At 51.6% G+C, this 14,764-nt stretch carries 13 protein-coding genes and 1 pseudogene; 8 read left to right on the forward strand and 6 right to left on the reverse strand.

Annotation, left to right across the window (positions count from 1 at the left end; all coding sequences use genetic code 11):
* The first annotated feature begins 483 nt into the window (after nt 1–483).
* Nucleotides 484–1,413, forward strand: coding sequence for an iron-siderophore ABC transporter substrate-binding protein (locus tag AAC086_RS04575; RefSeq protein WP_339775843.1), 930 nt, complete (start codon nt 484–486; stop codon nt 1,411–1,413).
* A 200-nt stretch (nt 1,414–1,613) separates the two neighbouring features.
* Here the strand turns inward: AAC086_RS04575 and AAC086_RS04580 are convergent, their stop codons facing one another.
* The 5 genes from AAC086_RS04580 to AAC086_RS04600 form a co-directional block, all read right to left on the reverse strand.
* On the reverse strand, nt 1,614–3,851 hold the full coding sequence (locus AAC086_RS04580; protein WP_339775846.1) for a TonB-dependent siderophore receptor: 2,238 nt from the start codon (nt 3,849–3,851) through the stop codon (nt 1,614–1,616).
* Between the two features lie 330 nt (nt 3,852–4,181).
* A complete protein-coding gene (locus AAC086_RS04585; protein ID WP_339775849.1) occupies nt 4,182–5,240 on the reverse strand; it encodes a FecR family protein in 1,059 nt (352 codons plus the stop codon).
* A gap of 139 nt (nt 5,241–5,379) precedes the next feature.
* Entirely contained in the window at nt 5,380–5,859 is a 480-nt protein-coding gene (locus AAC086_RS04590) for a sigma-70 family RNA polymerase sigma factor (protein WP_339775852.1), read from the reverse strand.
* A 276-nt stretch (nt 5,860–6,135) separates the two neighbouring features.
* On the reverse strand, nt 6,136–7,107 hold the full coding sequence (locus tag AAC086_RS04595) for a 2-hydroxyacid dehydrogenase (RefSeq protein WP_339775853.1): 972 nt from the start codon (nt 7,105–7,107) through the stop codon (nt 6,136–6,138).
* Nucleotides 7,108–7,220: 113 nt separating this feature from the next.
* Complete coding sequence (locus AAC086_RS04600; protein WP_339775855.1) at nt 7,221–7,982, reverse strand: GntR family transcriptional regulator; 762 nt, start codon at nt 7,980–7,982, stop codon at nt 7,221–7,223.
* Nucleotides 7,983–8,153: 171 nt separating this feature from the next.
* Between AAC086_RS04600 and AAC086_RS04605 the strand changes: the two genes are divergently transcribed.
* From AAC086_RS04605 to AAC086_RS04635, 7 genes and pseudogenes are all read left to right on the forward strand, one after another.
* Entirely contained in the window at nt 8,154–9,179 is a 1,026-nt protein-coding gene (locus AAC086_RS04605; RefSeq protein WP_339775857.1) for a TRAP transporter substrate-binding protein, read from the forward strand.
* A 62-nt stretch (nt 9,180–9,241) separates the two neighbouring features.
* Nucleotides 9,242–9,769: a TRAP transporter small permease gene (locus AAC086_RS04610; protein ID WP_339775860.1), complete on the forward strand. Its 528-nt coding sequence runs from the start codon at nt 9,242–9,244 to the stop codon at nt 9,767–9,769.
* Nucleotides 9,759–11,063 carry a TRAP transporter large permease subunit gene (locus tag AAC086_RS04615; protein ID WP_339775862.1) on the forward strand — a complete coding sequence of 435 codons (1,305 nt, stop codon included), beginning with the start codon at nt 9,759–9,761 and terminating at the stop codon, nt 11,061–11,063. The genes AAC086_RS04610 and AAC086_RS04615 overlap by 11 nt, the downstream gene beginning before the upstream one ends.
* Nucleotides 11,064–11,083: 20 nt before the next feature.
* Nucleotides 11,084–12,283, forward strand: coding sequence for a mandelate racemase/muconate lactonizing enzyme family protein (locus AAC086_RS04620; protein WP_339775865.1), 1,200 nt, complete (start codon nt 11,084–11,086; stop codon nt 12,281–12,283).
* A gap of 24 nt (nt 12,284–12,307) precedes the next feature.
* Nucleotides 12,308–13,075 (forward strand): SDR family oxidoreductase, encoded by a 768-nt coding sequence (locus AAC086_RS04625; RefSeq protein WP_339775867.1) that lies wholly within the window; start codon nt 12,308–12,310, stop codon nt 13,073–13,075.
* A 60-nt stretch (nt 13,076–13,135) separates the two neighbouring features.
* Nucleotides 13,136–13,492 (forward strand): annotated as a pseudogene (locus tag AAC086_RS04630) (alcohol dehydrogenase catalytic domain-containing protein); the annotation flags it as partial.
* A gap of 30 nt (nt 13,493–13,522) precedes the next feature.
* The gene (locus AAC086_RS04635; protein WP_339776233.1) at nt 13,523–14,125 is read left to right on the forward strand and encodes a zinc-binding dehydrogenase; all 603 of its coding nucleotides are present in this window, start codon (nt 13,523–13,525) and stop codon (nt 14,123–14,125) included.
* A 260-nt stretch (nt 14,126–14,385) separates the two neighbouring features.
* Here the strand turns inward: AAC086_RS04635 and AAC086_RS04640 are convergent, their stop codons facing one another.
* Nucleotides 14,386–14,721, reverse strand: coding sequence for a hypothetical protein (locus AAC086_RS04640; protein WP_339775869.1), 336 nt, complete (start codon nt 14,719–14,721; stop codon nt 14,386–14,388).
* Between the last annotated feature and the right edge of the window lie 43 nt (nt 14,722–14,764).

A 14,764-nucleotide genomic window follows, 5' to 3' on the forward strand; every position in this document is an offset into this window, starting at 1 on the left:
CGGGCGTAATGGGTTTACGGACAAGGATTTCGACGCGGCCAGGCGGCAGACTGAGCTGGCCCACAGGGTTTGATTTTGGCGGTGTTTGGCGGCGTTACACCGCTTGCCCGATGCGCCGCATCGCGCTGCGCGCTGTGCCTTGCCAAACGACACGCCAAAAACAAACAAAATGGGTCATATTAAAGGAAATGTGCTTTAGCCACTCCGGCTTTCTCGCCCGCCGCCACAATAGGGCCGATCCGTTATGACAACATGATTTTTTAATAAAACCATGATCTGGTCACTCGGAATAACGCATTGCTCACCTGCAGCAAAACCCGACTTGCACAGAAAACGTTTCCCGCATCCTGATCCTGCCATACACCCTGTTTAAGCGCTGGATTTCATTGTAATCCGGTTGCATTGCGATGTCGTAATTGATAAGCATTCTCAGGTCTCACAAGACATTTGGCTGCATTCACGACGCAAGACAGGAACAAGATCATGCAAAATCACTGGCTTGCCCGAACGGCATTAAGATGTATGATCGCCTGTGTAATCCTGACCCCATTATCGGGCTATGCCGAAACGTTCCGGCATGAGATGGGACAAGCCGAATTTAAAACACCCCCCACGCGATTTGCCGTTTCAAACTGGTCACTCACCGAAAGTCTGCTCGCCCTGGGTGTGGCACCGGTTGCAATTCCCGAGGGCGACGCATATCGCCAATGGGTGGCTGATCCGCCGTTGCCGCCGACTTTTGTCGATCTTGGCAGCCGTCAGGAACCAAACTTTGAAGCCCTGCGCAAAAGTAAACCTGATGCAATCCTGATCAGTTCCGATGCCGCGATGGCTTATGACAAATTCTTGGATGTTGCGCCGACATTGGTCTATTCGATTTACAATACCGACAAAGCGGCGATGGATCAGGCCGAAACCCTTTTAAGAAATCTTGGCAGGCTCACCGGTAAAACAGACAAAGCTGAAGAGGTTATCCGCTCGGTAAATCTGCGCATCGACGCCGCCGCAAATCGAATACGTGCAGTTACCGGTAATGACGTCAAATTTGGCATCATCCGTATTATCAATGATTCCAATTTCCGCATTCACGGCAATACGTCCTTATTCGGGTCTGTTCTGGCCCGAATGGGATTTACCAATGCCTGGAACGGGCAGGTAAACAGCTGGTCTTTCCATAATGGCACCATTGCCGACCTTGCCAGAATGGGCGATATGCAACTTGTCTATATCGAACCTGTTGCCCCGACGATCAAAGCCAAACTGTTCCAGTCGCCATTGTGGAAATCCCTGCCGTTTGTCCGCGAAAAGCACGTCTATTCCATTCCAACAAGCTGGACCTTTGGCAGCGTATTGTCCGGGGCGCGATTTGCCGAACAACTTGCAGACGCCGTGGTTAGCGCTCATGAACCGTGATCACATACGTTTTTGCAAACAGTGCCCCAACCATAAAACCCCGTCACGCTGACCCCGCCGAAATAAAAGTTCGACGGTCACAGCAATGACGGGGTTTTGGTATACGAAATTATACATATTCGGGCACTGACTAGCGGACTAGTAGCAAGTTGCCGTCGCATCCGGCCTGTTCGTATCAGTCACCCGCATAAAACGCGGCGCTACCAGCTGTATTTCAATGTTGCCAGAACCGTACGACCGTCACCATAAAAACGGCTGCCAAATGCATTTGACGACACATATTCACGATTAAAAAGGTTGGTCGCGTTAAGCGCCAAATTGACATTGTCGGTTACCTTATAATTTACCATCGCATCCACGACCGTATGAGATCCCAGCAACTCGGCATTGGCATTATTATTATAACGCGCACCAACAAAACGCACACCAGTACCAAAGGTAAGATCACCCCGGGCGCCACTTTCAGGAATGGTATAGTCAAACCATGCCGATGCCGTATGTTCGGGCACCATTTGTGGCCGATTGCCGATATTGGTGGCGATCACGTCTTTTTTAATCTCTGCATCAAGATACGTATAAGCCAGCGTTACATTGGTCCGTTCGTCAAGTGACATTTTGCCCTCGACCTCGACCCCGCGCGAGTTAATTTCGCCAACCTGGCTATGCTTGGAATAGTCTTCATTCCATTGCGAAACATTTTCCTGTGTCAGATCAAAAAGCGCAACGCTTAGCAAAGCGTCACGTCCTGCGGGCTGATATTTCGCGCCAACCTCGTATTGGGTCCCTAACTGTGGTTTGGCGCCCCCCGGAAGCGACGAGGTGCTGCTATAAACCGGTTCGAATGATTCTGAATAATTGCCGTAAACCGAAATCTCGTCCGTCGCCTTATAGGTCAGGCCCAGACGCGAGGTAAATTTGTGATCATCTCGTTCCTCGGTCGTACCGCGGCTTAAGGTATCAACATCACTTTGAACATAGTCGAAACGGCCGCCTATCGTCGCGATCCAGTTTCTGGCAATCGTCAACTGTTCTTGTGCATAAGCACCATAAGCGGCCTGGGTAATTTCAGTATCCGAGGTGAAGTTGAGATTTATACAGGACAGGCCGCAATAGGCGGGGTTGTAAGGATCTATTGGCGATGCCGTTCCGTCATATCTTTTTTCCCGGTTTACATCCCGATTAAAGTCAAAACCAAACAAAGTCTTGCTCTGAAGGTTTTGGTTGATTGCGGTGTCATATTGCATCTGGTTATCGATGGCAAAACGATCCAGCTTGCCATAAATCGCAAATGCAGTGCGGTTGCCAAGGGGTGCTGTATCGTTAAGATAAACCGTCTCGTAATCGAGATCGACGTGGGTATAGCGCGCATTCTGCCGAAACAGCAGTTTGTCCGTGATCTGATGAGAAAATTCGTAGCCAAGATCAGTTTCCTTGGTGTCGAAATTATTAAAGTCCGGTTCGCCAAAAAAGGCATCGCGGCTGGTTTCGATACCCGTCGGAAAACCGTAACCCAGGTTGCTTTCACGCTCGCTATAGCTGGTGAGAATTGTAAGTTCCGTCCCGGCCTTCGGCTTGTAGGTAAAGGCAGGCGCAATATATAGCCGGTCATCTTGCGAATAGTCCTGATGACGTTCTGCGTTCTGCCTCATGCCTGTAAGGCGATAAGTCCAGTGACTGTCTTTTGCGACCGGCCCGGTTACATCCTCGCCAACCGTAAGATGATTTTCACCAAATGTGGTAAAAACCTCGCCGCCAGCCTCATCCTGCGGGCGCTTGGTCACCAAGTTTACCAAACCACCCGGCCCGTTCATGCCAAAAAGGCTTGATGTCGATCCTTTCAGAACATCAACCTGTTGAAGCCCGTATGGCTCTTGACGGGCTGTCGTGAAATTATAATTGCGCGACGACAACCCGTCTCGATAGGTTGACAAAGAAGAATAAAATCCCCTGAGGCGCACGTAATCATAACGCACATCCGATCCATATTCGCCAGACTGCACCCCGGCTGTATATGCCACAACCTGCTGCACATCCTGCACATTGCGCGTTTGCATTTCTTTTTGCGTAATCACGGAAACAGCCACTGAGTCATCAAGAACCGGTGTGTCGGTTTTCGAGCCCGTCAAACTGCGCGGCGCGACAAAGCTATCAGTGATCGCATTTTCGGGATGGCTGTCTTTTTCGCCATCGGCAACAACCCGCACTGGATCAAGCACAGCGCCTTCGTTAAGGGTCGTGCCGATTACCGATATAATTACTATGGTCCCGTCATTCGCAATGTCATATGTCAGACCACTTCCCGTCAACAGTATCCCAAGCGCCCGTTCTGCACTCATTTCCCCGTTCGCGGCAGGGGCGTTGACCCCCCTTATCAAAGCCCCATTTACCGTAACCTGTAACCCTGACTGCACGCCAAACTGAGTTAGTGCACGGGTCATTGGCTGGGCCTTAATGGCAAACACATGCTTACTTGCCAGGTCTGTGCGCCCCTGCCTGGCCGCGGTCTGGGCAAAGACAGGCGCCACACCTGTTGCAGGCACCAATGCGGTTGTTATTAAAAGCGCGCTAACGATTATTCTCGCGCGGCCACGACGATACGTCGCCACGGCTCCCCCATTTACCATTTCAGTCTCCGTTTGTGATCTTGTGCAAATCGAAAATGCAAATGAAAATGCGTCGCATTTCCATATATAATACAAACGGAACCCGGCTGCTTTTTTTCAAAAAAAGTTTTCCGCTTTTTAAAATCCCTTGTTGAAGATATGTCTTTATGAAGGTGAAACGATTAACAGCCAGGGCGTAATTTGACGAACCACCGCATTTTGCGCCCGCGCAATACCACGAAGGGCAGCAACCGGGTCATGCAAATTATACACACCCGTTACCGTGCGCTTGGCCAGCCCGCGATCTGTGACAAAAATCCTGCCTGAATAATAGCGGCGCAATTGATGAACCACGTCGCCAAGTGGCTGGTCCTGGGCGATTAACTGATTATGGCGCCACATCGCAATGGCACCTGTATCGATATTCTGGCGATCAACGCCGCCGCTCCAGCCGATACGTGTGCTTTGGCCGGGGGTCAGGACCTCGGATATGGCGGGCACCGAGGATTCATTTTCAACCCGAACACTGCCATGTGCCACGGCAACAAAGGTGCTACCAACCTCGTCGGACACGTCAAAGCCAGTGCCAAGCACAGTAACGTTCACCGCATCAGAACGTACGCGAAAAGGTTGATCACGATGATGGATCACTTCAAAATATGCTTCGCCATCCAGCAACTCGACGTGGCGCGCACCGGGTGTATAATGTACCCGAATAGCCGTTTCCGGCGCCAGAACAACCCGACTGCCATCAGCCAGCGTCACGGTTCGTGTTTCACCTGTTCCGGTAGTGTAATCAGCCCGAATTCCGGTTACAACATCTGGCCCGATAACAGCGGCAACCAGCATCGCGGCAATCGCCATACCAGCAACGACGAACCTTTTCCAAACCGGGCGTCTTTTAGTCGCAGAACGGTTCGCAATAATGGTGCCCAAAGGCGTCGGATTTTGGCTGAAAGCGGCCTTTTGTGCCTGCATTTTCGCCTCAAATACCGGCGGGTTCCTGGCCTGAAATGGTTCGACATGCGCCATCAGGTTCGCGGTCATCCAGGTCTTTGCCCAAGCCTGCGCGTGGTGCGGACTTTGGCTTAACCAGACATCAAACCGGGCAGCCAATTCCGGATCTTCCGGGTCATCTTGCAAAAAGATCAGCCAGTCTGTGGCCTCCCGCGATATCTGCTCGTATCGTGGTTCTCCGGCGAGCGCATCATCTTTCCTGCTCATCTTCCGGCCCCAATCGCAACTCGACGAGTATTCGCTTCTGACTGAAAAACGCTCGGTAATTTATAGACGTTTGCGCACACTGTTTTTCTATAATAATTTTCAGGAACAAAACTGCCATCTCCCGCGCAAGGGCTCGTCGTTATGGCCATTCCAGGCGCTCCTTGCAATGTTCAACCCCTTCAGCGACCAGCTTGTGGGCCAGAGGAACAGAAATATCAAGGAAGGCTGCAATCTCGCGAAGTTTTGCACCCCCAAAGCGATGCATTTCGCAGGCAATGCGTGTGCGTTCGGGAAGTTCGGACAAGGCGTCTTTTACGCGCGCAAACTGGTCATTATAAAGGGCAATGGCTTCCGGGTCCGGAAGATCAGAAGGCAATGAACGAACCGCCTCGTCATAATCCCCCGCATTGGTTACCCGAAACTCGCGGGCCTGGTCTCGCTTGCTATCAAGCGCAAGATTGCGCACAATCCGGTACAAATACCCGGTTGCATCATCAAGCAACCGGTGGCTTGAAACTTCGTCAAAGCGCAGCCACGCCTCCTGCACCAGATCTTCAGCATGAATACCGTGCCCGGTAATCCGACGCGCATAACTTATCAGCGCGGGACGCTGCCGCATGAAAAGCGCCAAGGATGTTGATTTACCAGACAAACCGTATATTCCCTGCCACACAAGAATGGTGCTGCTGCCCAAAACTCCGCTTCTGTGCAAGACATTTATAGAAAATGATACTGATTATCAATTACATTGTTGGCATTGCATTCACATCACACTTTTGTTGCGTGCCTCAATCTGCGTCCTTTTTTGTACAGACAATACAGCCAATGTTGCGCAAGCTCCGCTATCCTCGTCGATATGATCCCGAGATCCTGGTTCTAAAAACACAAAACGACGCTATTTTACGACGAGATTAAAGGGCTCATGTCCCAGATTAACGCGATTGATGTTTTCGGCCATCGTGTTACGGCGGCGATTGATGGTACCATGCGTCCAACCCGACATATGCGGTGTCATTGTAACATTGGCGAGTTCTTGAAAGGGCTGGCGCGAGGGCAATGGCGAGGGATTTTCCCGATTGGGGTATTGGTACCAGGTGTCGATAAAAGCGTGGTCGATTTGGCCGTTTTTTAGCGCAAAATACAAGGCATCTTCGTCAACAACGCCGCCCCGTCCAACATTCAGAAAGACCGCGTTTTTCTTCATGCTTGCAAATGCCGTCTGATCAACAAGACCTGTTGTCGTTGTGGTCAGCGGCAACGTGTTAACGACGGCATCGACCTTTGGCAGCATGTTTTTGAAATCGTCAATTGTGTAAAATACGTCAATGTTGGTGCGATCATCAACATGTGAACGATTGGCAACATGCACCGTCAGGCCAAATGCTTTTGCCCGTTGTGCGATCATACTGCCAATATGGCCGTATCCAAGGATGCCGATGACGGTATTGCCCAACTCGGTCCTGACACCGCCCGGTCCACCGGCCCAATATTTCCAATCGCCCTGGCGCAAGCGCCGGTCAGCATCGACCAGCGGAACATGGCGCGAAAGCAAAGCTGCCATAACATATTCGGTTATGGCGTTTTCATGTCCAAAACAGTTGCATAAAAAGGCCCCTGCGGGAAGCTCGAGAACGTCGATGCCGTCATAACCAGCACCCGGTACCTGATAAAGCTTCAGGTTCCTGGGTTTGGGGGTGTCGCGGTCAAACTTGATCCCGATAATAACATCGGCGGTGCAATAGTCATCACGCGCGGCATCACTTTCAAGATTGTCTGGCAACAGAACAAGATCATGCTGCCGATCAAGTGCTTCTGCAAAGCCCGGATGAAAAGTTGCGGCGTTCTCGCCATGAAATACGATTTTCACGAATCCTCCCATGCATTGTTGTTACTTTTTTCTGAATTGATATTTCCTGATATTTCAGAAAATATCAAATGAAAAATAACAGCTTCGGTGTCGACACGTGTTCTGCTGGTTTGTCAAAACGGATCAAAATCCTGTGTTGCATCAAACACGATCGGGGCGACTTCGCTTTCAAGAACCGGGAACATAGCATCGACAAATTCGATAAGTTTGTCCGATGCAACCAGTGCCTCATCCTTTTTTCCTGCCACAACGGCATTCAACACATCGAGGTGACTGTCGATTGTCTTGTCAAGGTTCGCGCCGTGACCGGTCTGGGTGTGATAAATCCAGCCCAGGCGGCGGAAAATTGTGTGTAGCGGGCGAAGCGTATATTCAAGAAAGGGCTCGCCGCAGGCCGCCAACATCATTTGGTCGATGCGTCGATCAAATTCGTTAAACTCAACGATGGTCATTTCGTTGCGATGCGCAGACAAAAGCCCGATCAAATGCCGCATCTGACGTCGCGATGAACTGCTGGCGCGTTCACTTGCCAGCGCAACAACAAATCGTTCCATGTCACGACGAAGCTGCAACAACAGATGTGACCGGGTTAGATCTATCGGCGCAATCTGGATGCCCTGCCGAGGCTGAATGATCATAAGCGTATCCGAAGACAAGCGCGTCACGGCCTGGTGAACAGGGGTTCGATTGATCCCCGTTAACGTCTGTAAATCCTGAATACGCAAATAGCTGCCCGGCTTCAACGCGCAGGTCACAATTAATTCTTCAAGCTTGTTATGGGCAAGTTCGTTTAAATTCCTGCCCGCACCCGTGCCTGGTTTCTCATTGCCTAAAGGGCTGTTTTCAACTGATTTTCCCGACCGTTTCAACGTCATTATTTCTCGCTATATTTCCAAATACTTCTTGATATATCTGTTTTCGTTCAACACCATATAGCGATATTACCATATATTTGAAACCAAAACCTGTTGAAATCCATCAACCCTGTGTGTTAGTGATGTTTTGTGAAATATCACAAAACATCACATAAGGGAGGAACCAGAAAAATGAAACGTTGGAAAAAAACGCTCGCGGCACTGGCAACAACAACCATGTTGGCCTTTACGGCAAGCCAGGCCGCTGCCGACGAAACGGTGCAATTGCAGTTTCAAACACACCACAACGCGTCTTCCTTGCAGGGAAAAGCACTGCTGCGGTTTGCTGAACTTACCAAAGAATATTCGAACAACACTGTGCAAATTGAAATGCACACCAGTTCGTCAGTCGTTAATGCCAATGAAGCCTTTGAAGCGTCCAGCATGGGCATCATTGATGGCGATGCAACGGGTGCTGGTTATGTGACCGGCAAAAACCCCGCCTTCCAGTTTTACGGCGACATCATGGGCGGCTACAGCAAACCCGAACAGCTTCTTGGCTGGTATAAAGAGGGCGGGCTTGAGCTTGCAAACAAGCTGTATGGCAAATTCAACATGCATCTTGTCGGCGTTTTCATCGCAACACCCGAGGCGTTAAGCTCCACCACCCCGCTTGCTGGCATCGCTGATTTGAAGGGATGGAAATTCCGTTCACCGCCGGGCATGGAATCCGAGATTTTCACCAACCTTGGTGCAGGCCCGGTTGTCATGCCGTTTGGTGAAGTCTTTACAGCGATGTCCACCGGCACGGTATCGGGTGCCGATGCGTCGACCCTTGCTGTGAACAAAAAGCTCGGCCTTTACGACATTGCCAAATACGCGACCTATCCCGGCTTCCATTCCATGCCGATCGAACATATTGCCCTTAATCTTGATAAATGGAATGCGCTGAGTGCATCCCAACAGGCCGCAATGGAAAAGGCCGTCGCAACGATTGTTCCTGAAGTCATTGCAGATTCCCGAAAAGCCGATACCGAAGCGGCCGCAGAACTGACAAAAGAAGGCGTGACCCTGGAGGACTGGAGCAGCGAAGACCGCCAGGCATTCCGCCAGGCCGCGCAAAAAGTTTGGGCTGAATGGGCAACACGTAGCCCCGAAGCAAAAGCGGCCTATGATTCCCACATCGCCTATATGCGCAAAACCGGCATCCTCGACTAACCCACAAGTCAGACTTGTCATCCTCGGGGCGCTCTGCCCCGGGGTCTTTATGGAGGTCCGCGATGCAGGTTACCCCGAAACACGTGCGCAGTTTTCAATTCGTCGTCGCACTTTTTTCCCTACTTCTTCTGGCCATTGTCGGCGTCACTTTTTACGAAGTTGTTGCCCGTTATATCTTTAAATCCCCCACGATCTGGGCCAACGAGCTTGCCCTGTGGCTTTCGGCGATCCTGTTTTTAGCCGCCGGCCTTTATGCCATGCAGCGCGATCAGCACCTTCGAATTACTGTCCTTTACGATGTCAGCCCACCTTGGCTGCAACGCATCCTTGATCTGGTAACTCTGGCGTGCTGCCTGATTTTTTGCTTTGGCATTGCCTGGTTTGGCGCGCCGAGCTCCTGGCAATCGCTGGTGAACTGGGAACCCTTTGGAACCGCATGGAACCCGCCTATTCCGGCAACTGTAAAACCCGCCATTGTGGTGACAACCGCACTGATGGGCGTTTATGCCATCATCAATTGCGTCAAAAAGTTCCAGGGCATTCCGTCAGAAACAGCAGAAGAATCCGCGGAGGAAAACCGTGTCGATTGAGCTTATTTCCATTGTGCTGGTTGGCGGCGTATTTGCCCTGATGGCGCTTGGCGTTCCGCTTGCATTTGCCGCAGGTTCCCTTGCTGTTCTGGTCAGCTATTTGAAATTCGGACCGGCGGTTATCGCCCTGGCGCACAAAACAGTATATGGACTTGCGACCGAATATTCGCTGCTTTCGGTGCCGCTTTTCATCCTTATGGCAACCCTGCTGGAGCGCTCGCGCCTGGCACAAGACCTTTATGATGCGCTGTTTAAAATTTGCGGCCATCTTAAAGGCGGTGTCGCAACCGTTACTCTGATCATTTCGGTTTTTATGGCGGCGATCAGCGGCATTATCGGTGGTGAAATCGTTTTGCTGGGGCTTATCGCGCTGCCGCAAATGATGCGCCTGCAATATGACCGGAAACTGTCGATTGGTATCATCTGTGCCGGTGGTTCCCTTGGGACCATGGTGCCGCCGTCGATTGTGCTGATCATTTATGGGTTGACGGCCGATGTTTCCGTTCAAAAGCTTTTCCTTGCATCGTTTGTGCCGGGCTTTTTGCTGGCCTTTGCCTATTTCGCCTATATCTATGTTCGCTGCACCCTTAATCCGGCCCTGACGCCAAAAGTAACCGAAAAGACCGAGCCCTTCACCAGGAAGGACTTTCTGCGCGGCATTCTGCCGCTGTTCGTCCTGATCGGCATCGTATTCGGCTGCATTTATGGTGGCGTCACATCGATCACCGAGGCCGCCGGTATCGCCGTTGGCATATCGCTTCTGATTATCTTTCTGCGCGCAGAACTTAATGTCACCATGCTCTGGCAGGCATTGACCCGAACCTTGCAATCTTGCGGAATCATTCTTTGGGTAACGTTTGGTGCCGCGTCATTGATCGCGGTTTACAATCTGTCCGGTGGGCAACGTTTTGTTACCGGGATGATTACCGGGCTGGATATTGCCCCGGTTGTGACAATCCTGCTGATGATGTCGATTTTCATTGTTCTGGGCCTGTTTATGGACTGGATCGGCATTCTGCTTTTGACCATTCCCATCTTTGTGCCGATCGTCATACAGCTTGGCTATGACCCGGTATGGTTTGGCGTTCTGTTCTCGTTAACGATGCAGGTTGCGTTTCTCTCCCCTCCGTTTGGTCCTGCGGCTTTTTATCTCAAAAGTGTCGCGCCGCCTGAAATCACGTTGCAAACAATTTTCGCATCTCTCTGGCCCTTCATGCTCATTCAGATCGCCTTTCTGGCTCTGATGCTTGCATTTCCATCCATCGCACTCTGGCTGCCAGAAATACTCAACTAGTCTCCATTCGGGTAAAAACAATGAAGATCACCGCAATTAAAACCTATCGCGTCGCCGAATTCGCCAATGTCCTTTGGGTTCATGTCGAAACAGACGCGGGTGTCACCGGCCTTGGCGAAACCTTTTACGGGGCTGGCGCTGTTGAAGCCCACATCCATGATACGCTGGCAGGCCGCCTGATTGGGCAAAACCCGCTTCATATCGAAGCCCTGCACAAGGAAATGGTCAATCTGCCGATGGCACAGTCATCCACCGGTGCCGAATACCGTGCGGCATCGGCCATCGACATTGCCCTGTGGGATATTTTTGGCAAGGTTTGCAACCAGCCCGTTCACCAGATGCTGGGCGGTTTATGCTGGGATAAAATCCGGATTTACAACACATGTGCCGGTTATCGCTATGTGCGGACCAATAACATCAAACCGGTTTCAAACTGGAACCTTGGTGATGCCGAAGGACCGTATGAAGATCTCGAAGGCTTTATGCATCGCCCGGCACAGCTGGCCGAAAACCTTCTGGAATCGGGCATTACGGCCATGAAAATCTGGCCGTTCGACCCGATGGCAGCAGAAACTCGCGGGCAATATATTACGACCGAGCAAATGAAAACAGCCATTCGCCCGTTTGAAGAAATCCGCAAAGCGGTGGGCGACAAGATGGAAATTATGGTCGAGTTCCATTCTCAATGGAACCTGCCCACAGCCAAAAAAATTGCCCGCGAACTCGAACAATTCAAGCCAACCTGGTATGAAGACCCGATCCGCATGAACTCTCCCCAGGCTTTGGCCGAGTTCGCAGCCTCTACGGATGTCTGGACATGTGCCAGTGAAACACTGGGGTCGCGCTGGCCTTACAAAGAAATGCTCGACCGCGATGCCACCCATGTTGTCATGGTTGATTTGTGCTGGACGGGCGGCCTGACCGAAGGCAGAAAAATTGCGGCACTGGCCGAAACCTGGCATCGTCCGTTTGCCCCACATGACTGTATCGGCCCGGTTGGTTTTGCCGCCGCCATCCACATGTCCTTTAGTCAGCCCAACACCCTGATCCAGGAAAGTGTCCGTGCCTTTTATAAAGGCTGGTACAACGAATTGGTAACCGCCGTTCCCAGAATTGAAAATGGCTTCGTTTATCCGATGGAAGGCCCGGGGCTTGGGGTGGAATTGCAAAAAACTTTCTTTGAGCGTCGCGATTTAACGGTCCGCGAAAGCAAAATCTGAAACAACACGACAATCGGAGGAACCATGTCTTTGGAACTCTTTTCCCTTACCGGCAAAACCGCCTTGATCACCGGATCTTCGCGCGGGCTTGGCCGGGCCTTTGCCGAAGGCCTGGCCGCTGCCGGGGCATCCGTCATCCTTAATGGAACCAACGCCGAACGTCTTGAACAGGCCAGGGCGGAAATGTCTGAAAAAGGCATGTCGGTTGATACATCCCTGTTTGATGTGACCGACGAAGCCGCAATCAAGTCTGCTTTCTCAGGCTTTGACGCAGCAGGTATCAAAATTGATATTCTGATCAATAATGCCGGTATCCAGTTCCGCAAACCGATGCTTGATCTTGAAACAGCCGACTGGCAGCGGGTGATTGATACAAACCTGACATCCGCCTTCATAATCGGCCGGGAAGCGGCAAGGCGCATGGTGACACGCGGATATGGCAAAATCGTCAATATCGGTTCGTTGACCAGCGAGTTGGCCCGCGCAACCGTCGCACCCTATACCGTTGCCAAGGGCGGTATTAAAATGCTGACCAAGGCAATGGCGGCGGAATGGGCCGAGCATGGCCTTCAGGCCAATGCCATTGGTCCTGGCTATATGCTGACCGATATGAACGCTGCTTTGACCTCGAACCCGGAATTTGATGCCTGGGTCAAGGGACGGACACCGGCACGCCGTTGGGGAAAACCCGAGGAACTGATCGGAACGGCGATATATCTTTGTTCTGACGCCTCGAACTATGTGAATGGCCAAATCATCTATGCCGATGGCGGCATGATCTCCGTTTTGTAAGGAGAAACAGGCTTGTATTGTGTTGTCATACACGCCCCTCACGACCTGCGCGTTGATCATATGGACACACCCGGTGCCCCTGATGACAACGCGGTCACCGTCCAGATAGACAAAGGCGGTATTTGCGGTTCGGACCTGCATTATTACCATCATGGTGGATTTGGCGCGGTGAAAATTCGCGAACCAATGGTGCTGGGGCACGAGGTCGCCGGGACGGTTATTGCCACGGGCAAGACTGTCGAAGGATTTGCGATAAATGACAAAGTCGCGGTCAATCCGTCAATGCCGTGTAATCAGTGTGCATATTGCCGGGCTAATATGCGTAACCAATGCACGGATATGCGGTTCTTTGGCAGCGCCATGCGTTTCCCCCATCAACAGGGGCTATTTCGCCAGAAAATTAATCTTCCGGCAGAGCAACTGGTTCGGTTAAGTGCGCAAACCAGCATGGAACATGCCGCCTGTAGCGAGCCGCTTGCGGTTTGCCTGCATGCCGTGCGTCAGGCTGGGCCGCTTTCCGGGAAAAACGTTATGGTGTCGGGGTGCGGTCCAATTGGTTGTTTGACGATCATGGCCGCCGCTCATTCCGGCGCCCACTGGATCACCGCGTCAGACCTGTCGCAGCCGCCTCTGGATATTGCTGTTCAGGCCGGGGCCAACACCGTCATCGATGTCGCACGCAACACCGGTGAGTTTCAACAACTTGCTAAAAACAAAGGGACGCAAGATGTCATTTTCGAATGTTCAGGAAGCCCCCGGGCCTTGGCCGGTGCATTTGAAGTTGTCAAACCCGGTGGCACGATTGTCACCGTTGGTCTGGGCGGAAATGGCGAGCTTCCTTTAAGTCTTGCCGTGACGAAAGAAGTTAAAATGATCGGAAGCTTTCGCTTTGATCCGGAATTCAGGCAAGCAGCTGAACTCATTGACCGGGGTATGATCGACGTTTCCCCGCTGATCAGCGCAGTATTGCCGTTTCACGATGCCCAAAAAGCCTTTGATCTCGCCTCAGATCGAAGCCAGTCCATGAAAGTGCAACTGGATTTCAGTTAAGCATGATCGTCGCCATGAAACCGGTGCCGGAGTTCCCCTGAATATTCTTGGTATCTCCGGCATATCTCATTTCCTTGCCGCGTTTTCCACACAGAACAAAACGCAGCATTATTCGTGATAACCGTAAGCGATGGCCGGTTTCCTTTGCCGGTTCTCTCGAACCGTGATGGGGCGGCCCTGTATAGCATGCCGCATTCGCTCGCGCCTGTGCGCTGTCGGCACCCCGTTGATATGGTGATGACGCAAAGAGCCCGTTGATGTCATCTGTTCCTGAGCAGAAGCACCACACCCGCCGGATCCGATGTCCAATGCCCGTTCACATCGTCCAGTGGTTCCAACTCATCGCGTCGCGGACTTTCCAAATGGTCGAGTGCACGATCCGGTTCGTCAGTGAAAAGCTCCAGCCACACGTCAACCTGGCTTTGCCTCTCAACCCGATCCACCCATAGCGTCATATTGCCAAAGGAAAAACCGATGCTGTTGGCAAGTTCCTTCACAACGGTTAGTCCCACCTTTTCACGATAGAAGGTCACCGTATCCTCCCATTTGTGCATGGGGACTTTGATCGCGATGTTGTTTCCCGGCACGATTTCCATGCGCTCTCTCCTTACATCTTGAAGCAGTCTGAAACATATTGAG

Origin of the sequence: uncultured Thalassospira sp., from assembly GCF_963976115.1 — a bacterium.
Taxonomy (GTDB): Bacteria; Pseudomonadota; Alphaproteobacteria; order Rhodospirillales; family Thalassospiraceae; genus Thalassospira.